Genomic DNA, 23739 nt, shown 5'->3' with positions numbered 1-23739 from the left:
TTTTCTGTTATTCGACAATATAAAAAGACAATAAAGAAAAGAATTTGCAACAAAAACTTTTCTATTTTTTAAATTGCCGGTTTCAATTCCATTTTCCCTGCGGCAGGCTGAACCTGCGCGCGGGTTTCCTTTAGCCCTTTGTTTCCGGCGGGGAGCACTGATGAAACCACATGGCAAGCGTGTATCGAAAGGGTATTCGGGGATTTCCGGGCACGGGGGATTGCCGCCCGAATCTGCGGCTTTAAAATTTTATCTCCTCACAAAACGCAGTTTTGAACATATTTTATAATTGCAGGGAATTCTCTGAAAGCCTGCCGCCGGACAATGGAACCGAAAAAAGCGAGGGGGTGCTGCGATGGACGTGCTGGAAGTGCGGGATATTATGGAAACGTATCAATCGGACAACGGGGAAACCATCGCGCTGAAAAATATCAGCTTTTCCGTTCAAAAGGGGCAATTCGTCAGCATCGTGGGGCCGAGCGGCTGCGGGAAATCCACCCTGCTTTCCATTATCGCCGGGCTGATGAAGCCAACGGCAGGGGAAGTGTTCGTAAACGGGGAGAAAATCTCGGGAACTTCGCCGCATATCGGTTACATGCTCCAGCGCGACAACCTTCTAGACTGGCGCACGATTTACAAAAACGTGCTGTTCGGCCTGGAGGTGCGGAAAATGCTTACGCCGGAAACCAAAGAGCGGGCGGTAAACCTTTTGAAAAATTACGGCCTGTATGAGTTCCGCGACAAATCCCCCGCCCAGCTTTCGGGCGGAATGCGGCAAAGGGCGGCGCTGATCCGCACGCTGGCGATTAGCCCCGACATTCTGCTGCTGGACGAAGCCTTTTCCGCGCTGGATTACCAGACGCGCCTGACCGTTACCGAAGACGTTTACCGAATTTTGAAAAAGGAAAAGATCACAACGGTGATGGTAACCCATGACATCCCCGAAAGCATCAGCATGGGCGACCGGATAGTGATTCTGAGCGCCCGCCCCGCCGTTGTTCAAGAAATACTGGATATTGATTTTGAAGACCCGAACCGTACGCCGCTGAATTGCAGAAACAATCCAAAATTCAGAACATACTTCGATCATATATGGAAAGAGCTGTCATCCAATGAAACCAATACCGGCCTCTCCGGAACGAATTCAATACCTGAAAAAGAAGACACGCAGGAAATGGCAGATCCACTTGTGCAGGATCGGAATTTTGGTCGTATTTAACGTCATCTGGGAGCTTTCCGCCCGGTTCGGGCTGATCGACAGCTTTATTTTAAGCCAGCCCTCCCGCATCTGGAACACCTTCCTCGCCATGGCGCAGAACGACCTGTTCATGCATGTCGGCATTACGGTTTACGAAACGCTGGCGGGATTCCTGCTGGGCGTTGTGTTCGGAACCCTGCTGGCGGTCATCCTGTGGTGGAGCAGCTTTATCTCCAAGGTAAGCGAACCGTATCTGGTGGTGCTGAACAGCCTGCCGAAAATCGCGCTCGGCCCTGTAATCATCGTTCTTGTGGGCGCCGGCACCCGGGCCATTGTGTTTATGGCGCTCGCCATTTCGCTGATCGTCACCGTACTGGAAATGCTCAACGGCTTCCGCGGCACCAACCGGGAATATATCCGCATGGCCGCCACGTTCGGCGCGAACAAACGGCAGATCTTTACAAAAATCGTCTTCCCCTACAATATTTCCACCCTGTTCAATTCCCTGAAGATCAATATCGGGCTGTCGCTGGTCGGCGTGATCGCGGGGGAATTCCTTGTTTCCAAGGCGGGGCTGGGGTATCTGATTGTGTACGGCGGGCAGGTTTTCAAGCTGGATCTCGTCATGGCCAGCGTCATCATTCTTTCCATCGTTGCCGCGCTGATGTACGAGGCAGTGGCGCTCCTGCAAAAGCTGGTTTTAAAATGGTACGGACACTAAAACGGGAAACTTCCTTTCAGAAAGGGGTAAAAACATGAAGAAACTGCTCTCCATTACCGCCGCCGCGCTGAGCCTCGCCCTGCTGCTGGCGGTGACCGCCGGGTGCAAAAAAAACGGTAAGAAAGAGGCGGATACGGTCCGCGTCTGTGAAGTGACGCACTCGGTCTTTTACGCGCCGCAGTACGCGGCGATCAATCTGGGCTATTTTGCCGATGAAGGCATCGACCTGACGCTTACCACCGCGGAGGGAACCGACAAGGTGATGTCTACGGTGCTTTCGAACAACGCCGAAATCGGCTTTGCCGGGCCGGAGGCATCCATCTATGTTTACAATGAGGGCAAGGCGGACAGCACGCAGATTTTCGCACTGCTGACCCAGCGCGACGGTTCGTTCCTGGTCGCACGCAAGCCCGATCCGAATTTTACATGGAAAAAAATCCGCGGCAAAAGCGTCCTTCCGGGACGCAAGGGCGGCGTGCCGTACATGACCCTGCAGTACGTCATCCGCAAAAACGGGCTGGACCCGGCAAAGGACGTGAAGCTGGACGACAGCATCCAATTCGCCCTGATGGCAACCGCGTTCGCGAACGGCACAGGGGACTACGTTACCCTGTTCGAACCGACGGCTTCCATGCTGGAAGCGCAGGGCAAGGGCAGCATTGTCGCTTCCATCGGCAAGGAAAGCGGAAAAATTTCCTACACCGGCTATTTTGCTAAAAAGAGCTTTATCGAAAGAAATCCCGTATTAATCGAAAAATTTACGCGCGCGGTGTACCGCGGGCAATTGTGGGTTGCTTCACACAGCCCGGAGGAAATCGCAAAAACGATTGCGCCATCCTTCCCGGCGGCGGATGTGAACTTGCTGACAACGGTTGCAAAGCGCTATAAGAACATCGGCGTGTGGAGCCCCGACCCCGTTCTGCGGAAAGAGGAATTCGCCCTTCTGCAAACGGTGATGTCGCAGGCGGGCGAGCTGAAACAAAACGTACCGTATGACAAAATCGTAAACACCCAGTTTGCCGAAAAAGTAATACAGGAAGTCCGATAAAAATATTCTATTTAAAATAAAAATCCTTCTATATAGCTACTCCGGTGATGAAGCACGCCGCAAGACTGATAAAAAGGAAAGCCGCGATTCTCCGGGAATAAAGAAATCGGGCGAACGCTGGAGATATTGTTTCATACACACCAAGAGTGTGAACAAGGTGCTTTCAGTCGGGCGGGGAAAAATTGAGCCTAGGGCAAAAGGATCCGAATTGGATACGGTGCCGCTGCCCGATTGTAAGGCAAAAAACGTTGTACACGGATTCTTCGTCCATATATAATGCTACTGCACAATGCGAAATTCAAAAGTACCTCTATAAAAGGAACCACGCCGAAAATTCGGCGCGGTTCCTTTTTTCGGTTTATATGCTGCGGTTTAAGCCGCCTTGCTGTGCGATCTGGCAAAGCTGAAAAGGAAGCCGAGCGCCAGCCCAGCCAGCATGGGGAAAATCCATCCCATACCGATATTGAAAAAGGGTATGAAATCTTTGAAAAGCCGCAGGAAACCCTGTACGGCAGGCAGGGACGCTGCCTCTTTTGGAAATGCGTTCAGAAAGTCCGCGACCGCATCAACCAGCGTAAAGGCTACTGTCAGAAGATAGACGCACCGGCGGCCCTTGATCAGCGGCGAAAGGAGCGCCAGAAGAATCAGCGCGATTGCCAAAGGATAAAGGAACATCAGAACCGGGATAGAGTACGAAATAATCTGCGTCAGCCCAATATTGGCGATCAAGCAGGACACTACTGTGAATACAACGGCATACGCGTTATACCCCAAAAATCCCGGGAAAAGCTCAAAAAATGTTTTCGAGCAGGCAGTAATCAGCCCCACCGCGGTTTTCAGGCAGGCGAGCGTCACTATTACCGCCAGAAGGACTGTGCCCCAGCTTCCGAAATAATAGCGGGCGATCTGCGCTAGGGCAATGCCACCGTTTTCCGAAAGCGCCAGCTTTCCCATGCTGGACGCGCCGATATAAGCCAGGCAGCCATAGATCACGCCCATCAAAAGCACGCTGACGAAGCCGGATTTAAGGGTGCCCACAGCAATGCTTTTCGGGCTGTTTACGCCAAGTCCGCGCAGCGCCTGCACAACGATAATGCCGAACGCAAGGGAAGCCAACGCGTCCATGGTGTTATAGCCCTCAGTAAATCCCTTAAAGAAGGGCGCCGACGCGTAGGCATTCTGCACCTGCGCCGACGCGGGGTCGCCCATGGGCTTTACAAAGCTGACGACAATTAAAACCGCAAGAAAGGCAAGGAACAGCGGGTTCAGAATTTTGCCGACCCAAGTCAGGATTTTATTCGGCCGCAGGGCGAAAAACAGGGCGGCGACGAAAAAAAGAACCGTAAAGCAGGCAAGTCCCAACGCCTGCCGGTTTTCCGGAATGAACGGGGTAAACCCGATTTCATAGGATACAGTAGCGGTTCTCGGCAGGGCGAAGAACGGGCCGATGGTCAGGTAGAGCAAAACGGTCATCGCGTAGCCGAATGCCGGATGTACGCGGCTCGCAAGGTCAAACAGGCCGTTGCTGCCGGATACGCCGATCGCCACAATTCCCAAAAACGGCAGACCGATGGCGGTTGTTAAAAATCCTGCCGCCGCCGCAAAAACGGAGCTTCCCGCTTCCTGCCCCATGTGTACGGGGAAAATCAGATTCCCGGCACCGAAAAACAATCCGAAAAGCATAGAGCCGATAAAAATATAAGATGATGGTGATAAACGCTTCTTCTCTTCCAATCGCTGTACTTCCTCCAACTATAATAAGGTAAAAGGGCTGAACGGTTGATCAGCCGCAAAACATGTATCATTATACACGGAAATATCCGGAAAAGGAACACCCTGCGCCTAAAAATGCGCGCCCGCCGGTTCAGCGGGACTGCCGAACACCGGCTTTCCCGTTTTCCGGAAACGCAAATTCCATTAAGCGGGAAAACGCCCAAACAACCCTTGCCGGCAAAAATTTTGAGAAATACCGGTAAAACGGATTGACATTCTCGAAAAAAGAGGTATAATACAGTTGAACAGATAATCAACTATGCAATTGAAAGAAGGCAGGCTGCAATGAATTCGTATATTCCGGAAATTGATAAATGCGACTGTTCCGTTATCCACGAGGATGTTGTCGCCGAAGTCCGCCGACATATGCCGGACGAAGAAAACCTTCTGGACCTTGCGGATCTGTTCAAGGTGTTCGGGGATTCAACCCGGGTAAAAATACTCTGTGCACTATTCCATTCCGAGATGTGCGTCTGCGACATCGCCGCGCTTCTCGGCATGACGAAATCCGCGATTTCTCATCAGCTTCGCGTTTTAAAGCAGTCCAAGCTGATCAAAAACCGCAGGGACGGCAAAGTGGTTTACTATTCCCTTGACGACGAGCATGTAAAAACCATTTTTGACCAAGGTTTGGCCCATGTGACGGAATAAAATTTTTCTTAAACAGTTGATCAATTGCTCAATTAATCATATTATAAGAGTAAAAAAAGACTGGAGACGGGGGCGCTTATGAAGAAACAATACGAGCTCGAAGGGCTTTGCTGCGGACATTGTGCGGCGAAAATCGAAAAGGAAATTTGCTGTCTGGACGGAGTGGCAAAGGCGAACGTTGATTTTGCATCAAAATTATTGACAATTGAACTTACAAACCATGCCGCGCCGGAAACGGTCGCCGAACAGGCGGAAAGCATTGCTAAGCGGCATGATTCGGATATCGAGCTGAAGGAGCGCGACATTCCCGAACCCGGGAAGCGAGCCCTGTATTTGCTCGGGCTGAACTGCGCCGACTGCGCCAAAAAAATTGAAACCGCCATCCAGGGAATGGACGGCGTGGAATCGGCCCGCCTTGACTTTGCTACCCAAAAGCTTACGATAGAAGCGGCGGAAAAGGCGAAACTCCCGCTCCTTGTCCGGCAGGCTTCCCAAATCATTCGGGAAATAGAGCCGGACGTGGAAATTTCCTACACCGGCAAAACCGTGGAAACGGGCGCTGGGAAACGCACCCTTCACAGGATTAGCATGCTGATCGGCGCGGTCCTGTTCGCCGTCGGCATGGCTGTCCCGCTCCCGCATACGGCGGAGTTTTCGGTGTTCCTCCTCAGCTTTGTGCTGATCGGCGGCGAGGTGGTGCTGAAGGCATTAAGAAACATTGCGAGAGGGCAGGTTTTCGACGAAAACTTCCTAATGGCAGTTGCGGCTGTCGGTGCGTTTGCAATCGGCGAATATGCGGAGGCCGTAGCCGTTATGCTGTTCTATCAGGTCGGCGAATTCTTTCAGGATATGGCGGTTGACCGCTCCCGCAAATCCATCTCCGCCCTGATGGATATCCGCCCGGACTACGCCAATCTGAAAACCGGCGGGGAAGTGCGGAGGGTTTCCCCCGAGGAAGTCGCAATCGGTGATCGGATTCTGGTCCGCCCCGGCGAAAAGGTTCCGCTGGACGGAAAGGTCGTGGAAGGCGTTTCCTCCGTAGATACCGCTGCGTTAACCGGCGAATCCTTTCCGCGCGATGTGGAACCGGGAAGCGAGATTCTCTCCGGCTCCGTAAACAAAAGCGGCCTACTGACGGTGGAAGCAACGAAGGAATTCGGGGAATCCACGGTTACGAAAATACTCGACCTGGTGCAGAACGCAAGCAGCCAGAAAGCGCCCGCAGAAAACTTTATTACGAAATTTGCGCGGTACTATACACCCGCTGTGGTGTTCGCCGCCGTTGCGCTGGCGGTCCTTCCTCCGCTCTTCCTCCCGGGTGCGCCCCTTTCCCAGTGGATAAACCGCGCGCTGACCTTCTTAGTTGTTTCCTGCCCCTGCGCGCTGGTCATTTCCATTCCGCTCAGCTTTTTTGGCGGAATCGGCGGCGCGTCCAAAAACGGCGTGCTGATTAAAGGGAGCAACTATCTGGAAGCTCTCAACCATGTGGATACCGTTGTATTTGATAAGACTGGCACACTCACAAAAGGGAACTTCAAGGTAACACAGATTCAGCCGGAAGAGGGCTGGAGCGAAGGTGATATCCTGTATTACGCCGCACATGCGGAGCTCCATTCCAGCCACCCGATTGCCGTTTCCATCCGGGAAGCCTATCAAAAGGAGCCGGATGCTTTGCAGCTTGCGGATTACGAGGAACTCCCGGGAAAAGGCATACGGGTAAAGGTAAACGGAAAAACCGTGCTTGCCGGGAACAGCAGGCTGATGGACGCGGAAAACATCCGGCATCCGGCATCCGGCGCAGCGGGAACCGCCGTATATCTTGCCGTTGACGGCGCGTTTGCCGGGCTGATCATGATTAACGACGAGGTGAAGTCGGACAGCGCGCGGGCCATCCGGGAACTGAAAGCCGCGGGTGTCCGCCGGACGGTCATGCTGACCGGCGACAGCAAAAAGTCCGGCGAAGAAGCGGCTCGCGGGCTTGGACTTGACGAGGTTTACACAGAGCTTCTTCCCCAGCAGAAGGTCAAGCAGATGGAAAAGCTGTGCAGCCAGGCCGCAAAGGGCGGCAAGCTGGTGTTCGTGGGCGACGGGATCAACGACGCCCCGGTTCTGGCCCGTGCGGATGTCGGCGTGGCCATGGGCGGCCTGGGCTCCGACGCGGCAATCGAAGCCGCCGACGTGGTGCTGATGACGGATGAACCATCCAAGCTGGTCACCGCCATCCGAATTGCGAAAAAGACGCGGCGGATCGTATGGCAGAACATCGTTTTCGCCCTTGGCGTAAAGCTCTTGATTCTGATCCTGGCAGCTTTTGGAATCGCCACCATGTGGGCGGCTGTTTTCGGGGACGTCGGCGTCGCGATTCTCGCGGTGCTGAACGCCATCCGCGCCTCGCGGATAAAAAACGAAGAATAAAATACGAAATCATATCCGCTTTTCTAAAAGCGCCGTTTGCGGCGCAAAAATGCCGTCCGGAAAACCCCGGGCGGCATTTTGCTTTCACAGGAGGGGGCTCGTTTTATTTGGAACGACGATGCAATCTGGTTAAGGAACGGTAAGGACACACTTGCACAGCGGCGTTTGTCCCGGTACCGTTACGTAAATCCCGGTGCTTCCCTTACCGGCCGCCTTTACCTTGACGTAATAGGCGTTTCCCTGTTTGAATACGGAAACTGTTTGCACGACTTTGCTGTCGCCGGTGGTGAATACCGGGACTTTGTCCACCGCAGTCAACGTGAATTTAAACTGATAGGAAGCGTCCTCCTTTATCCGGTACCGGTAAGGCGTGTCGGAAATCAGCCCGCCGCAGTCGTCCGAATGCACGGTAAAAGAGGTGGTATCCCCGTTCGCGGCCGTCGTAACAATGGTTGCGCTGCCGTCGCCGACCTGGACAATCCGGTACAGATACCCATCGGGAAGCTTCTTCACAAACTCTACGGTTACCGCCGACGGATTGGTGGAAACGCCTTTCGGGGGAACGCTGTCCGACGTTGTAATTTTATAGAAATACGTGCTGTTTCCGCGGAACCGGTACGGAGCGGTCGTGTCGCTTTTTAATTTTTTTGCCGGGGCGGGCGAGGAAGGATCCGGCTTGTTTGCGGTATTGCCCGGCTTGTGGCCGGAGCGGTGCGAGCCGCCGCCCTGTGCGGTTAATCCGTTTTTCGTGGAGAGCAGGGCTTCCGCCGCCGCGTCGATCTCGCTTTGCTCCTCTTCTTTATTATTCAGAACGGATTTTGCGAAATCTAGTGCGCTGAGGAAGCTGTTCCAGCTCGACTCGGTGTAATTTCCCTTTTGAATCTTTTCACATTCGCCGACCAATCTTTGCAGCTTGCTGAAATCACCGCTACCGGAGGTGCTGCTGGGAACCGAAATCTTTGTCGGATCCCAACGGTCGTCTCCGGAAAGAATTCCTGCGATCGTGTAAGTCTGGGCTTCCTGCTGTGTAAGCAGCTTTGCCCAGGGCGCACGCTTGCTCAGATCCAGCGGTTTGCCGTTTAAATCCACCGAATTGTATTCGGAGTAGCGGGCGGTCGCTTCGTTTTCGTTTTTGCCCCAGTTGTCCCAGCCGAACGAGCTGATGTGGAGGTCCATGGCGCAGTTGATGTAAGACACGGCGGAGTAAGGCCGCCACGGACGGCCAAGCTTTACGGACGGGTTCTTTTTCAGCAAGGCTTCCCCGGTCAGCTTACAGTTCAGGAAAACATAACCGTAATCCTGTTCCGCCGGGGTGGAAGCTGCGGTGATATAGCCGCCTAAGCGCGAATGAATTTCGCAGTCATCGAATACGGCCTTTCCAGGGCCGAAGATAAAGTCCACCGATCCGGAAATAAAGCACTTGTTAAAGTAGGAGCGGTAAACGTGCGAGGTCTGCTGATCGGGTACGTTGCCGCTTGAGGAACTGGTGCCGTTGCGCGTCAGCAGAGTGTCTTGATAGCCGAGCAGGCGGCAGTTTGTGAAGCGGGCTCGGTCGGCGTTTAAATCAACCGCGACGCACTGCCCCACCGTGGATCCGGCAGCGTTTTCCACCGTTAAATCCTGCGCAGTAAAATCGCTCCCCGTAACTTGTAAGGTAAAATCATTAAACGTACCAAGGGGCTTGCCGTTTTCGTCCTCCTTCATGGGACTGTCGTCGTACGTTACGCGGGTTCCGTCCGCGCTTTCCCCCGCAAGAGTGATGTAGGGGCGGTCCACAACGAGCTTTTCGTCGTAGATTCCGTTTTTAATAAACACGACGCGTCGTTTCGGGTTCTTTGCCGGAATAGAGCGGATGGCTTCCCCGATTGTCCGGAAATCCCCGGTTCCGTCTTGTGCCACGACGATGGGGGAAACGTTCGGCACAATCGTGGGCAGAACCGACACGTGCGCGGTCGCCGTGCAACTTGTGCCCTTGATTTTCCCCGTTACGGAGAAGCCGGGAATGTTGATGCGGCTGTACAGTTGGCTGTTGACCGCATCCCATGTAACCGGAAGGTTCGCTTTTGTGCCGTCGTTGTACACGATCGGAACAGAGGCCGGCAGGGGCAGCTTTCCAACCGCCGCTTTTACGGAAACGAGCGGCACATGGTGGATTTTGCGGGTTTCCACCGTAACGGCGGCCTGCACCCTTCTCCCCGTATCCTTGACCGTACCCGAAACCTGGAAGGTTCCGGCCCGGTTGTACTGCGCAGGGCTAACGGCATCCCACGCCACGCGGTAAGGCACGACGGACCCGTCGCTGTAATTCAGGTACACATACTCCGGCAGGACCGGGGCCTTTCCAACAGCGGTTGAAACATTGGCCTTTGCAACCCCCTGTTCGCTGTCCTGCCCGGTGATGGTCAACGGCAGAACGCCGAGGATGGCCTTGTCGCAATTCAAGGTCGCCACCGCGATGCAGGAACCGTTTTGAACCGCAGTCACCACGCCGTTATGATCGATTTTAGCAATATTGGTATCGGAGAAATCCGGATTTTTTACCGACCAGCTTACGGACTTATCCGCCGCGTCGTCCGGAGAAACTTCCGCCTGAAGCGGGAGTCTGCCGTTTTTGTCGGCAATAAAATTCCTCGTGGCCTTAATTTGCAGCCCGGGTATTTTTTGCAGTGTTTTCACGTAGGAGAGTGAAAAATCGTCCACATCCATCACAACCGTGTCTTTGTTGTTGTTCGGCGAGTGGAATTCAAAAACGGAGGGGAACCCCGCCGCCGGGTCGTAATACCCTTCATAGGCGGAATCCGAAAAGGCGACCCTTTCCTCCCCATTGTATACCTCCGTCTTCTTGGTGTCCGTGTGGAGGACGATTTTAAGCGTATACCATTCGTCGCCCTTCACCTCCGGAATGACCGGGGCTTTTTCGCGGTCGGTATTTCGCTTTTCCTTTGCAAGGCTGGCGGTATTTCCCGAAACCTGCAACGGGAATTGCGCGATCACCTTGTTGCCCGCGTCCTTTAACGCGAATATGCTGTTGCCCGCGGCGGACGACAGGGACGGGAAACGGAAACGGAATTTCACCGTTACATCGCCGGACTGGGGGGCGAAGCGGTTGGTTACCGTCACATAGCCCGGACCGGTATCGGTTGCAGAAAGATAATGGTTCCCATTTTCGGTCTTGATTTCCGCTTTTCCGGCGGGATTGCTGTTTAAGGTCCAGTTTTCGGGTAGAGCAGCACCCGCTTCACAGCCCTCAAAGTCTTCGCTGATATCCCTCGGTTTTGTGTCATCCTCCGTATTCTGGACCCCTTCCTGCACGTTCACGCAGTTTGCTTTTGTGGAAGGCTGTGCAAACCGGCAGTTGTTGAAGAAGATATTCTGGCAGGTATTCAAGCTTGCGTGGTGGAAATCGCAGTTGGTAAACTGCAGGTTCCGCAGGTAAGAGGACGATTTTCCGAAATCGGAACCGTTTAAATCCAATATATTGTTTCCGTTTGTGGTGCTGTTGGGTGCTTTGACGTTAGTAAACTGGAAATTCGAAATATCCGGAAGCGGCACGCCCGGGGCAGCGCCCTTCTGCTTGTCGTAATTGGTGATAACCGATATTTTGTTGCAGACGGAATCCCTCAGCTGAAGGTTGCGGATATACCCGCCGCGCGAAGGGCTGACTTTCACGCGGACACCGGGGTTGACCGCTCCGTTTTGCACGTCGACCGGGACAAGCGTGCAGTCCTCTGCAAAAATGTCGCTGATGCCGCCCGACATTTCGCTGCCGATGGTAAGGCCGCCGTGGCCGGCATGGAACACACAACCGCGGTAGTAAATGTGATGGGACGGGCGGCCGATATCGCGCCCTTCCTTGTCCTTTCCGGATTTAATGGCGCTGCAGTCGTCGCCGGTTGAAAACTGCGTGCCAAGAATGTAGGTGTTTGTTGCGGAATTCGGGTCAAACCCGTCGCCGTTGTGGACCGTTGTGTTGATATCCAGCCCGTAAGCGGTGATGTCATCGCAGTAAACCGGCACAATCGTCCACATCATGCCGTTGCGGATATGGAGCCCGTCCATATAGACGTTGCCGCAGTTTTTCAGGCTGATCAGGCTGCCGCCGCCGATATGGTATTTCTTTTGAATGTCTTCCTGGCTGACGCCGGTCTCGGCAATCTTCTTGTACCGCTCCGCACAGTACTTTTCGTATTCCTCGCGCAGCTTCAGGCCGTTGTCTTCGTCCCCGATGGTGCCGGGGCCGAGGATCCGGATATTGTGCGTCGTCGCACCCTTCTTATTGTCCATGGTGCCCGCGTTGAGCAGGCTTGCAAACGCCGGGTTACCCTTGAACGGGTCGTTCGGGCGGTAAATATCCTCTATATCGTGCCTTGCGCTGGTGAAGGGATAGTCCTTTAGGTCCGTGCTGGGCTTTAGCTGCGCACCCGCGTCCACATAAAATGTCATGCTGCTGTGAAGGTTCAGCGCGCCACTCAAGTAAACGCCGGCCGGAAGGTATACGGTTCCGTCGGCCGGGCAGGTGTCGATTGCCTTTTGGATCGCTTGGGTGTCTTTTGCCTTTCCGTCGCCTTTTGCGCCGTAATCCTTAACATTATATACCTTGCCTTCCGGCAGCATATGGATAGTGGCGGCGTTGCTGGAAGGGGATTCAAAGCCCTCTTTTTTGCGGGTCTTTACGGTAAACGTATACTTGGTATCCGGTTTGAGCCCGCTTGCTTTAAAGTATGTATAACGGGTCGTGCCGATCAGCTGCCCGTTGCAATAAACTGCGTAATCCGTAACCATGGAATAATTTTTCGGCTTTTCCCAAACCAGTACGGTCGAATTACTCCCGGTGGAAGCGGGCGCTGTGCGCAGGTTCTGCGGTGCGTAAAACCGTTCGGCCTGCAGTTCGGTTGTGGTTACCTCCGCCGAAGAACCGTTTGAAGAGGCCGCCCCGGTCGCGTCCGCCGCTTCTACCTTAAATCTGTATTTGGTGGAAGGCTTCAGCCGCACGGCGGTGTAGTTGTTCTGCCCTGCGGGAAGCACAGCCACGGGTGCGCCGTTCTGGTAAACAATGTACTGAACGACGCCGGTGTTGTCGGAAGCGTCGCTTTCCTGCCAATACAGGCTTACGGTGTCATTGCTTACGTTGGTTGTCTTTAAGGCGGCGCCGGATTTCCAAACAGGCGGCTGTGCCGCGTTTTTCGAAACATCGGTCATCGTTGTTTTTCCGGTAAATTTCAAACCGTTTGCATTCTGAATATCCCATGGATCCTTAATATGGGAATCGAACACAACGTTTTCAAACAAGCCGTTTTCAAAATAGCGGATGCTTGCCGGTTTTGTATTTTTAAAGATAACATTTCTAAATTGAATTTGATTATGGCTTTTTTCCGGCAGGCCTTCCACGTAAATTGCACTGCTCTTTGCGCTGTCAACGGAGCAGTTCTGCACCAGGATATTCTGGAACGCTGGTGCTTCTTCCGCCGGGTCGCTGATGGTACCGCCGTTATAGTTGCTTGTGAAGATGAACGGCTGCCCGCCGTTGTCGGTAAGGTTCCTCATTGCGGTGTCCCGGAACACGATGTTTCGTGCGCCGCCGCCCGTTCCCTTGCTGGTTTTGCAGCGAAGCCCAGTTCCCGTTCCGTTCAGGACATTGTCCTCGGCAAGGATTTTTTCTATCCATGCGGCAGTATGGCTTCCGCAGACCACCGCGCCGTGGCCGCGCTTGAAATAGTTGTTAAAGATCCAAATATCCGAGGTGGGCGCTTTTTGGGTGTCTGCCTTGCCGCGGCCCGCGTTAAACGCAATATTGTCGTCGCCGGTGTCTAGCACGCTGTTTAAAACAACCAGCCCCTTACCGCCGGAAAGGCCGGTACCGTCGCCGTTATTGCAGTTGAAAGTTTCCAGCTTCACGCTGTTTAAAACAACGTCGTTACAACCGCCGTTTATTTCCGTATGCTGGGCAGGGTTTTTCAGCGTAAGCCCGTCGCCGATGTAAAGATGGTTAATCCCCCTCATTTCGATCAGATTAGAGCGCGTGCTGTAGGCGTCACTTTCTGAAAAGCCGTAGTTGCGCAGGGCTTTTTGGTATTGGGAGGCCGCAAGCACGCCGTTTTTCTCTACTGTTTTCTGGCTGCTTTCCTTCGACACGAAGAAATGGTCCGGGTCGTTTGCCGAGGAATCCTCCTTCCATCCGTTTCCGTCGATGACTCCCTTGCCGACAATGCGGATGTTTTCGCCGGTTTTGCCCTTACTGTTGATAAGCGCTGCGGCTTTGCTTACAGCCTTCGGGTTGCTGTAAGGGTAATCGTCCGCATTTTCGGAACCCAGAAGGGTGCCCTCCACTTCCAGCGTCATATCGCTTTTCAGGTAAAGAGAACCGCTTTTAAAGATTCCTTCCGGAATCCGCACGACTCCCCCTTCGGGGCAGTCGTCGATCGCTTTTTGAATCGCCTTCGTATTCACCTTGGTTCCATCGCCGACCGCGCCATAACCGCTGTCCTTGATGTTGATGATTTTCGGCGTTTTCTTTGTCTTTACTTCCGTTTCATATTTGGAATCCAACTGGATTTCCTTTCCGCTTTTATCCACCGCTTTTACCGCAAAACGGTACTGCGTTTCCGCGCGGAGCCCCGTAACAATATAGTTGTGCATGGAGACTCTCACCATATCGGAATTTGCGGGAGTACTGTAAAATTTATCGAAAAATTTCTGTGACAGGGCTTCCTTGTTTTGGTCGGACTGCCCGATCAACCGATTATTTTCATAGATATTATAGTATTGGATATTCGTATCATTTTCAGGTTTGCTCCACACAAGCGTAAGCTTTTTGTCTTCCAAAGACAATGGTAAAACCGCAAGCCCCTTCGGGGTTACCGTCGGAAACTGGATTCCTTTTTCCGCCGTAGCCGCTTTTGCGGAAGCCTCCGACGGAACACCGGTAACAATCATGCCAAACAGGATTGTTAAAGCCAGTAGAAAAGAAAGCAGCTTTTTGGGCGCATATTTTTGCCAGATCAATACAATACTCTCCTCTCAAAATGAAGTTGCCTGTTTTTTCATTTTCGCATCGCCCCAAGGGCTTTTCCTCTTCAAATAAAGAAGCCTCCCTCTCACCTCCTAAGGGAGACGGCAAAAAAGCCGCCGGTCGTCGTGGGGTTTTTTACCATTTTCTTCCTAATATTTGGTAAACAAATGGAAAAATACTCTAAAATCCAGTATAAAGTTTAAAATTTTAATTTAAATAAGCAAATTTACGATTCCAGTTTGTTTTATTATGATCCCTTTAGACGGCTTTGTTTTTTGCCTTGCCTAAGGAGAAAGCGCTTCATTCCGCGGCGCCCACAGTTTAAAATTGTCTATTTGGAATAAAAATCAAGATAAAAAACAAGAAAAACAAACAATTATGATAAAAAAACAAATTTACTGACGCGTGCTTTCAAATTATACTTTTGTATAAACTGAATAAATTGAGGAGGATATGAATGGGAAAAAAGGTTTTGGCACTCATTTTAGCAGCAGCCATGGCATTGAGTGCGGCTCCCGCCGTCCAAACGGACGCCTTCGCGGAAGTAAAGGACTCGAAGGACTCCGGCAGGCGGGAGGATTCCGGCCCGATCATGGAATCGCGTGTAAGCGACGGCCTCAGCGTGATCCCGCTGTCCGTTGACGATCAAAGCTTGACTTTGGTGTGGAGCAAGCCGGAAAATTACGCGGATATCCAGGATTATTCCGTATATGCGAACGGCAAAAAAATTGGAAGAGCGAGCAAAAACAAAAATTCACCCGCGCAGGTTTTCTTCGACCGGTTCTATCAGGATAAAGAGAACACCGACGCGACCCGAATCAACTTCCACAATTACATGGTGACCGGGTTAAGCCCGAAAACGGATTATACGTTTACGGTCAAAGCGGTCATGAAGGACGGAAAGGAAAAGGATCTGGGCGGAAAGTACACAACGGACGCGACCACCTTGGAAAAGCCAACTGTAATCGACGTAACTTCCGCGGGCTACAACGCGGACAAGACCGGGAAAACAGTCTGCACCGCCGCGATTCAGAAAGCGATTGACGACTGCCCCAAGGGCGGGACGGTATTGCTACCCGAAGGGGGGAAATTCCTTTCCGGTTCCCTGAAGCTTCACGAAGATATGACCTTCCGCGTGGACGGAACGCTGATTTCTTCCACCGATCCCATGGACTGCGGCGGACAGAACTATCTGGACGCAAAGGAGAAAATGGATAAAGGCGATAAAAAAGCAAAATTCCCGAAAAAATTCGACCCGTTCATCAGCTTCGGCAGCAGCGCCAAAAAGCGCGTTGCGAATGTCCGGCTTGTCGGCAAAGGCGTAATCGACGGGCAGGGCTGGAAGCTGGAGGACTCGTCGCCCGACGTGGAGTACAGCAAAGGCGATATGATCCAGTCCAAAACCAGCAATCCCGATACCATTCTGGAAAACGGCATTTTAGCCGCGAACCAGTATAAAATGGCAATTGATCTTGGAATGGACCCAAAAACCGCTTACGGAACAAGGTCCCAGCTGGTGGAGGGCCGCCAGGTCAGCAATATTTACGTCGGCAACGGCCTTACGCTGAAAAACCCCAGCAACTCCGTTCTGGGCATGTCCTATGTAGACAATTACGTTGTAAACGGCCTGATTACGCAGTCCTTCAACATCAATAACGGCGACTGCATCAATGTTGCGCGCTTCCAGGGCTTCACCGCGTTGAATAACGTGGTAAATTCGGGCGACGATAATATCGTCATGAACGCGGGAAGCGGAAACGACCCGCTTTCCGGAAGCGCATGGATATTCAATAACTACATTGCGCGCGGCCACGGCGGCGTGGCGTTCGGCAGCGGGACAACCCGTGATATCGACAATGTTATGGCAGAAGACAATATCCTGGTGGGAACCAGCGACGGCCTGCGCTGCAAGTCGAAGCCGGGCTCCGGCGGCGGCGTAAACCATGTGGTTTTCCGCGATACTGCTATGCGGAACCTGACCAATCTGGTGCATGGCAAGGTGGACGGAAATACCATTGGCTATCAGATGGACGGCTGCCCATTCATTTTCACGACCAATTATCCGGGCGAAATCCAAAAGATCGGCTGGCCCGTATTCCGCAATTTCGATATTTACAACTGTTCGGTAAACGGCGCAACCACCCACGGGATTATCGTTGATGGAAGCCACAACGAAGAGGATGTTAAGGCCGCCGGAATCGAGTTTAAGGCCTGTTACAACCTTCACTTTAAAAACATCCGGTTTAAAAATACCAGAGCGCCAAAAATCGACTATCTGGAAGACAGCAGCTTTGAGAATGTAATTTTTGAAGGCGTCAAGGATCCATGGGCGGCGGAAAACCTTACCCATTGCAATAACATTCTCATTACCAACGAAAACGAAGAAAGAACTCCGGACGATAAGGACAAGAACAAAGACAGCAATAAAAAAGCAAAACATAATCATTCAAAAAAGCACGGCGGCACGTCTTACCGGGAAACCGGCCCGGCTTCCGGGACTCCAAAAGAAACCAAGGCGCCCCGCGTGCTGAAAAGCGATACAACCAAGCGGTATTCGTTCAAGGCGAATAAAACCTATTTCTATCTTGTGAAAACAGACAACCCGCAGGTGCCAACCGCGGTTTCCTCCAATCCGTCCGCCGTTTCGGTTATCTTTGAAAAAAAAGTTGACGGCGGTTACCTTTACAAAATTACGAATGTAGGTCCCGGTACGGCTGTTATTACAACCACAGCCGCCAACGGTGAAACCACTTCCTTTACCGCAACAGGCCGCCTGAACGGGATTTACTCCGACACAAACGCTCCGTTTGCCCTGAACAGCGGCAAATCCTACGTTATGAAATTCACGGCGGAAAATCCGGATCTGAATCCGGTCTTTACGGTTGGGAACGGAAATGTCCTGAGCATCTCCAGTATTGTAAAAAGAGGAAACGATTATTTTGTTACGGTAAAAGCAATTGGAACCACAAAAACGAGTAGCGGCGTTTATTGTACGCTCCCGTCCCAAAGGGCGGCGCTCCAATGTATCGTGAATATTGCATAACCTTTTTGGAAAGGTTTCCAAATTTTATCCTGCGTTCTTCTTAGATAAAATAGATGTTTTTGCCCCTCCCCCGCAAAAGCCGGGGCAAATTACAGCAAAAGGACCGGAAAGCCGAGATATCGGCTTCCGGCCCTTTTGCTTTGGCTAACTTCTATACGAATCATGAATCCGCCTGCTGGTAATCGAACCAGTCAAAATCGGAAAAAACGCCGTCGCCGCGTAAATCCTGGCAGCAGATTCCGACCATAGCTCCGGTGAAGCCGTTTCCGTCTACATGTTCATCCGAAAGGACCCGCATGTTGAGGACAGGCCCCAGCTTTTGATACTGTTCGCCGTCAACGGAGTAAGAAAACTGGAGGGCCGCACCGTCGATCGCTGCCCGGAGATAGACGGGGCCGTCCTCCGGAACGGGAACCGGCTCGGTTTCCGTTATCGTCCGGTTATCCACCGACGTTATGGAAACGCTTTTGCCCGCGGTTTCGTCATAGCTGATTTTGGCGTAATGATAGTTGTCGTAATTATAATAGCATACCAAACCGGCCATATGGTGAAAACTGCGCGGCGTAAATTCCACGCTGGTGCCGATTGTGCAATGCAGGCTTTGCAACCGGCGGGCAAGCAGCCCCTGCCGATACTTTGAGCAAAGGGAATTCCCACCGCGGATCCGCACATAGCCCTTCCGCTCCGTAAGGCTGATGCCGCAGCTTTGGGCAGACTCGCGGAGCGTTAAAAACGCGCGCGGCAGTTTAGGGCCGTCGAAGTCCTCCCGCACGGGCGGATCCTGCACCGAAAAGACGGGCAGGTCGGGAACCTTAAATTCCGTAAGCGGGAGCTTGTTTTCCGCTCCGGGAATATAGAACCAGCCGTCGTTTGTCCATTCGATATTTTGAACCGCCGTTTCACGCCCCAGTATGCTGTAACCGTCCAGCGGGCGCGAACACAGATGGAACATAAGCCACCGGTGGTCCTCTGTTTCCACCAACGAACCGTGCCCGGCGCGCTGGATGGGGTAATTTTCCGCTCCCTTGGAGGACAAAATCGGGTTCTGCGGGTGCACTTCATAAGGCCCGAAGATGGTTTTGCTGCGCGCAACCGTACAGCAGTGCCCGAATTCCGTGCCGCCCTCCGCGCAGAGCAAATAATAAAAGCCGTTATGCTTATATAGGTTGGGGCCTTCCGTTTTTCCGAGCTGCGTTCCTTCGAACACTTTATAAACCGGCCCGGTCAACCCCCTTTTTTCGTGGCTGTATTCCTGCAGCACGACGCCGCCGAAACGCTTCCGGTAGGCGCGCTGGTCAATCGTCATATTGACCAGCCACATTTTCCCGTCATCGTCGTGAAACAGGGACGGGTCAAACCCGGAACAGTTTAAATAGACCGGCTTTGACCACGGGCCGTGGATATCGGACGCGGTAATGAGGAAATTGTGCGTGTCCTTAAAGCGGGACCGGTCGGTATAGACGATTGTGTAAAGAAGGTAATAAATGCCGTTGCTGTAAGACAGGTTGGGCGCCCATATGCCGCAGGAGGTATCGATTCCTCTCAAATCCAGAACGGAATCGTCCGAAAGGGGCGGCTCGATGGTCTCCCAGTTTTCAAGGTCGCGGGAATGCAGTAGTGTGACGCCCGGGAACCATTCAAAAGTGGAAGTGGCAAGGTAGTAGTCGCTTCCCACCCGCAGAATGGAAGGGTCTGGATAAAATCCGCGCAGGATGGGGTTTTTAATCTTTTTCACGCCGATTGCTCCTTATGAACAGGGGGTTTTGCCGCAACCAGCAACCCCCGTGGTATTTTTAAATTTAAAAGCCGAAGTACTTTTTTACGTTATTGTAGGAGATATCCTGCACCAGCTTCCCAAGGGCAGGAAGATTGCAGGGCACTTCCCCGTTTTCCACCCAGCCGCCGATTAAATTGCAGAGGATGCGGCGGAAGTACTCGTGGCGGGTATAGGAAAGGAAACTGCGCGAATCGGTAAGCATTCCGATAAAATTCCCCAGAAGGGAAAGGCTGGCAAGGCTTATCATCTGCGCTTCCATTCCATGCTTGGTATCGTTGAACCACCACGCCGCGCCGTGCTGGATTTTTCCGGCGGCCTCGGTTCCCTGAAAACATCCGATGATAGTGTCCAGCATGGCGTTGTCGTTTGGATTCAGGGAATACAGAACCGTTTTCGGAAGCGTATTAGAGGAGTTCAAATCGTTCAGGAAGGCGGCAATCTGTTTCGCGTCTCCGGAAGCTCCGATACAGTCAAAACCGGTATCCGGCCCCATCTTTTTATACATCGGGGTGTTCGCGTCACGCAGCGCGCCGTAATGCAGTTGCATCACCCAGCCGCGCTTTGCGTATTCGCGGGCAAGAAAAGACAGGACGGCATATTTATACGAATCGATTTCCTCCTGTGAAAGCGGTTCCCCGGCTAAACCCCTTTCAAAAATCTCCTGCACCCTTTCCCCTTCGGCCGGGCGGTATAGAATGGCATCCAGCCCATGGTCGCTCGCGCGGCAGCCCATGCTGTGGAAAAAGGCAAGCCGGCCGGAAAGAGCGGAATAAACGTCGTCCATGCTGCGGATTTCCGTATTCGAAGCTTCAGACAGCACTTTTACATATTCCGCAAAATCCGGTTTTCCAATGTTCATAATTTTGTCCGGCCGCCACGCCGGAAGGACCTTCACTTTGCAGGAAGCGTCTTCGCGGATGGCCTTGTGCCAGCGCAGGTCGTCCGCCGGATCGTCCGTTGTAACGATGGTCTCCACGCGGGAGGATTCAATAATTTTCCGCACGCTGAGGCTTTTCAGCTTTTCGTTGCATAAATTCCATACGGTTTCGGCAGTCTCGCCGTTGAGCTCGCCATGGTAGCCGAAATAGCGCTGCAGCTCAAGGTGCGTCCAGTGATAAAGCGGGTTGCCGATCGCCTTGGGCAAAGCCTCGGCAAACATTTGGAATTTTTCCCGATCCGAAGCGGAACCGGTTATTTTCTCCTCGTCGATGCCGTTCGAGCGGATCATCCGCCATTTATAATGGTCGCCCCCAAGCCAGACCTCGGTAATATTGTGAAATTTACGGTCCTGCGCAATCTCCTGCGGGGGTATATGGCAATGGTAATCGATGATCGGCATTTGTTCCGCATATTCGTGAAACAAGGTTTTTGCTGTTTCGTTCGATAATAAAAAATCTTTATCCATAAAAGCTTTCATTTTTCAACATTTCCTCTCGTTTCGGTTGAAAAAGTATCTCTTTCAACTAGTCTGGAAGAAATCATTACGCGATTGGAAATCGGTTTTCCCTGTATAAAATCCATCAAAAGATTAACTGCGGTTGGGCACAGCGTGTCGAGCATGCTGTCCACGCTGGTGAGCGCGGGTGTGGCGCTCTGCGCAAAAACGGAGTTGTTAAAGCCAATGATCGGCAGGGAAAGATTTTGTTCCGCCAGCGCTTTTTGGGCCCCAATGGCAATGATATCTTCCGAAGCGATAACTGCGTCAAAGCGTACGCCGTCTTGGAGCAGGCTTCGTACCTTCTCCCGGGTTCCCTCAATGTTTTTAGGAACCTTTATGGTTAAATTTTCCGGATGTTCGCAGCCAAAAGCCAGGCACCCCTCGCGGAAGCCGTTTAATTTCTGCCTTCCGCTGTAGGTAAGGATGTCGTACAGGTACAGAATTCGTTCGCAGCCGCAGCTGTGGAGCAGGCTGGTATTTTTCATCATGGCATTTTTATCATCGCACAGCACGCAGATCACCCCGGGCAAATCCACAAGCCCGTTGATAATCACGACGGGAACCTGCTTTGCGGCCTCCTCAATATGGGAGTTGTCTGTATCTTCCTTAAATGCGGAGCCGATGAGGACCACGGCGTCCACCCTTTTCTGAAGAAGGAGCTTCAGGTATTTCTTCTTATTTTCAAGCTGGTTCCCGGTGCAGCAAAGCAAAACGTCCAGCCCGTGCGCGCGCAGGCAGCTTTCCACAAGGGACACCGCCTTTGCATAATAGATGTCGGAAACGTCCGTACACAGGATACCAACCATTTTTATGGAATTTAGCCCAAGGCCGCGCGCGAAAATATTCGGCGTATAGCCTTCTTCCTTCATAACCGCCAGAACCTTTTCCTTGGTTTTGGCGCTGACATTTTTCCCGCCGTTCAACACGCGCGACACCGTCGCAATGGAAACGCCGCTGCGCTTTGCGATATCATAAATATTCATATTCATCTCTCCGTTGTAAGCACTTTCAAATATATTATAATGGATTTTTTGAAATATACAATTGTTTTCGGAAAAATTACGCAAAAAAAATAAAAATTTAGAAAGTTGTTGACTTTTTCAAAACGAATGATACAATGAAAAATTGTAAGCACTTACAATTAGCCGAAAGCCCATTTCATCCTCGCGAGAAACTATTAAAGGGGGAAATCTTTTGAAAAGAATAGAAGAACTGTACCAACCGGTCGAGCGCCCGATCAAAATCGTTCAATTCGGAGAAGGAAATTTTTTAAGGGCGTTTGTCGACTATATGACGGACGTTGCCAATGCGTCGGGTGTTTTCAACGGGAATATCGCAGTTGTAAAGCCGATTCCGTTCGGCAGCCTGGAGCGGTTTCAAAAGCAGAAAAATCTTTACACCGTGTCGCTGCGCGGCAGGAAGAACGGGGAAGCCTATGTTGAAAACCGCGTGATCACCAGTATTTCACGCTGCGTGGACTGCTATGAGGATTTCGCGTCCTTTCTGGAACTGGCGCGCCTGGATTCCCTGGAATTCGTCGTGTCCAACACAACGGAAGCCGGCATCGCCTATGACCCGTCGGATCGGTTCGACATGGCGCCGCAGTCTTCCTATCCCGGAAAGCTGACCCGGTTCCTGTACGAGCGTTTCCATGCTTTTTCGGGCTCCGCGGAAAAAGGGCTGGTTATCCTGCCGGTGGAGCTGATTGAAAACAACGGCGGGAAACTGAAGGAATGCGTTTTACAATATGCGGCGCAGTGGGAACTGAAGCCGGAATTTAAAGACTGGCTTCAAAACTCCTGCGTGTTCTGTTCCACGCTGGTGGATCGCATTGTTACCGGCTATCCGAAGGGTGAAGCGGAACAAATCTGTGAAAAGCTCGGCTACCAAGACGAGCTGCTGGATACGGCGGAGCCCTTCGGACTGTGGGTGATTGAAGGCCCGAAGGACATTTCAGAACGCCTACCCTTTCCGAAGGCCGGGCTGCCGGTTGTCTTTACAGAAAACCAAAAACCCTACCGCGAGCGGAAGGTGCGGATATTAAACGGCGCCCACACCGCAACGGTTCTGGCCGGTTATTTAATGGGCAGGAACATTGTCCGCGAGTGCATGCACGACCCGCTGATCCGCAAATTTATGGAACAGGTTGTGCTTGAGGAAATTGTACCGACGGTAAAGCTCCCCCACGAGGAAGCAGTCGCTTTCGCCCAGTCCGTATTTGAGCGGTTCGACAATCCGTTTGTGGACCACGCGCTCCTTTCTATTTCCCTCAACTCCGTTTCCAAGTGGAAAGCCCGCATCCTGCCGACCTTTAAAGATCAATACCGGGCAGCGGGGAAACCGCCGAATCTCCTGACCTTTTCGTTCGCCGCCCTAATGGCATTCTACCAATCGGACGAGTGGAAAGAGCACGCGCTGATCGGCCGCCGAAACGGGGAAAGCTATGAAATCCACGACGACGAAAGCGTATTAAATTTCTTCCGGTGCAATAGCAGGAAACCGGTAAATGAATTTGTGCGGGCGTTCGCGTCCGAAACATCCTTCTGGGGGGAAAACCTTACAGAGTACAACCGGTTTGAGGAAATGGTCTGCGGCTATCTTTCCGACATACTGGAAAAAGGCATGGCAAAGGCCATGGAACACGTTCTTTCGAGTGAGGGGTAACG

12 protein-coding genes are annotated in these 23739 nt (G+C 52.3%); 7 read left to right on the top strand and 5 right to left on the bottom strand.

Going from position 1 to position 23739, the window contains the following annotated elements; translation table 11 throughout:
- Positions 1-355 precede the first annotated feature (355 nt).
- From P9B68_RS05905 to P9B68_RS05895, 3 genes are read left to right on the top strand one after another with little or no spacing between them, the layout of a single operon-like run.
- Positions 356-1219, top strand: coding sequence for an ABC transporter ATP-binding protein (locus P9B68_RS05905; protein WP_135658531.1), 864 nt, complete (start codon positions 356-358; stop codon positions 1217-1219).
- Positions 1113-1919, top strand: coding sequence for an ABC transporter permease (locus tag P9B68_RS05900; protein WP_135658529.1), 807 nt, complete (start codon positions 1113-1115; stop codon positions 1917-1919). Before P9B68_RS05905 ends, P9B68_RS05900 begins: the two co-directional genes overlap by 107 nt.
- A 34-nt stretch (positions 1920-1953) precedes the next feature.
- Positions 1954-2967: an ABC transporter substrate-binding protein gene (locus P9B68_RS05895; protein WP_135658527.1), complete on the top strand. Its 1014-nt coding sequence runs from the start codon at positions 1954-1956 to the stop codon at positions 2965-2967.
- Between the two features lie 372 nt (positions 2968-3339).
- On the opposite strand, the gene brnQ is transcribed toward P9B68_RS05895, so the two are convergent.
- On the bottom strand, positions 3340-4701 hold the full coding sequence (brnQ, locus tag P9B68_RS05890; RefSeq protein ID WP_243112950.1) for a branched-chain amino acid transport system II carrier protein: 1362 nt from the start codon (positions 4699-4701) through the stop codon (positions 3340-3342).
- A 324-nt stretch (positions 4702-5025) separates the two neighbouring features.
- On the opposite strand from brnQ, the gene P9B68_RS05885 reads away from it, so the two are divergent.
- Positions 5026-5391: an ArsR/SmtB family transcription factor gene (locus tag P9B68_RS05885; RefSeq protein ID WP_135658525.1), complete on the top strand. Its 366-nt coding sequence runs from the start codon at positions 5026-5028 to the stop codon at positions 5389-5391.
- A gap of 78 nt (positions 5392-5469) precedes the next feature.
- Complete coding sequence (locus tag P9B68_RS05880; RefSeq protein ID WP_277668660.1) at positions 5470-7806, top strand: heavy metal translocating P-type ATPase; 2337 nt, start codon at positions 5470-5472, stop codon at positions 7804-7806.
- A 129-nt stretch (positions 7807-7935) separates the two neighbouring features.
- On the opposite strand, the gene P9B68_RS05875 is transcribed toward P9B68_RS05880, so the two are convergent.
- Entirely contained in the window at positions 7936-14808 is a 6873-nt protein-coding gene (locus P9B68_RS05875; RefSeq protein WP_277668659.1) for a pectinesterase family protein, read from the bottom strand.
- 464 nt (positions 14809-15272) lie between these two features.
- On the opposite strand from P9B68_RS05875, the gene P9B68_RS05870 reads away from it, so the two are divergent.
- Positions 15273-17858 carry a glycosyl hydrolase family 28 protein gene (locus P9B68_RS05870; RefSeq protein WP_277668658.1) on the top strand — a complete coding sequence of 862 codons (2586 nt, stop codon included), beginning with the start codon at positions 15273-15275 and terminating at the stop codon, positions 17856-17858.
- A 160-nt stretch (positions 17859-18018) separates the two neighbouring features.
- Here P9B68_RS05870 and P9B68_RS05865 read toward each other — a convergent pair whose 3' ends face one another.
- The 3 genes from P9B68_RS05865 to P9B68_RS05855 form a co-directional block, all read right to left on the bottom strand.
- Entirely contained in the window at positions 18019-19593 is a 1575-nt protein-coding gene (locus P9B68_RS05865; RefSeq protein WP_277668657.1) for a glycoside hydrolase family 43 protein, read from the bottom strand.
- Positions 19594-19657: 64 nt separating this feature from the next.
- Positions 19658-21052 (bottom strand): glucuronate isomerase, encoded by a 1395-nt coding sequence (gene uxaC / locus P9B68_RS05860; RefSeq protein WP_135658515.1) that lies wholly within the window; start codon positions 21050-21052, stop codon positions 19658-19660.
- Positions 21049-22056, bottom strand: coding sequence for a LacI family DNA-binding transcriptional regulator (locus P9B68_RS05855; protein ID WP_135658513.1), 1008 nt, complete (start codon positions 22054-22056; stop codon positions 21049-21051). Before P9B68_RS05855 ends, uxaC begins: the two co-directional genes overlap by 4 nt.
- Positions 22057-22267: 211 nt before the next feature.
- On the opposite strand from P9B68_RS05855, the gene P9B68_RS05850 reads away from it, so the two are divergent.
- Positions 22268-23737, top strand: coding sequence for a tagaturonate reductase (locus tag P9B68_RS05850; protein WP_277668656.1), 1470 nt, complete (start codon positions 22268-22270; stop codon positions 23735-23737).
- The last annotated feature ends 2 nt before the right edge of the window (positions 23738-23739 follow it).

This window comes from Caproiciproducens galactitolivorans, assembly GCF_029266045.1.
Taxonomy (GTDB): domain Bacteria; phylum Bacillota; class Clostridia; order Oscillospirales; family Acutalibacteraceae; genus Caproiciproducens; species Caproiciproducens galactitolivorans.
This window is presented reverse-complemented; position numbering and strand designations above follow the sequence as displayed.